The organism is Ensifer sp. NM-2, from assembly GCF_003024455.1.
In the GTDB taxonomy this organism is placed as follows: domain Bacteria; phylum Pseudomonadota; class Alphaproteobacteria; order Rhizobiales; family Rhizobiaceae; genus Ensifer; species Ensifer canadensis.
On the sequence record NZ_PVZR01000098.1, the window covers coordinates 1 to 613 of the forward strand.

The 613-nt window shown below is 71.8% G+C and carries 1 protein-coding gene; it reads left to right on the forward strand.

The window, feature by feature from the left end; genetic code table 11:
• Positions 1–586: 1,2-phenylacetyl-CoA epoxidase subunit PaaC (gene paaC / locus C6558_RS38950; protein ID WP_107028852.1), on the forward strand; the 586-nt coding region annotated here is incomplete at its 5' end.
• Between the last annotated feature and the right edge of the window lie 27 nt (positions 587–613).

Consider the following 613-nt stretch of genomic DNA (forward strand, 5'->3'; position numbering starts at 1 on the left):
CTCCTACGCCGGCACCGCGTGGGGCAAGACCGAGGACGAGCTCGCGTACTTCCGCGACGAGGAGGAGTTCCGCTCCGTCCGCCTCGTGGAGGCCGAGAACGGCGACTTCGCCAAGACGATCGCCCGCCAGCTGTACTACTCCTTCTACTCGTACGAGCTGTACACCCGCCTGCGCGAGTCCACGGACTCCACGCTCGCCGCCATCGCGGACAAGGCCCTCAAGGAGGTCCTGTACCACCAGGACCACGCCGCCCTGTGGCTGCAGCGCCTGGGCCTGGGCACCGAGGAGTCGAAGCGCCGCATGCAGCGCGGCCTGGACGAGCTGTGGCCCTACGTGGCCGAGCTCTTCCACGACGACGACGTCGTCCGCGCCCTCGCCGAGCAGGGCGTCGCCGTGCTGCCGTCCTCGCTCGAGGAGCCGACGATGACCCGCATCCGCGCGGCCATCGAGGAGGCCGGCCTGACCGTCCCGACGACGGGCACCGCCCGCGGCGGCGACCGTTCCGGCGCCATGAGCGAGTACCGCGGGTACATCCTCGCGGAGATGCAGTCCCTGGCGCGCCGTCACCCGGGAGCGACCTGGTGACCACCGCCAGCGAGCTGCGCCCCGCCG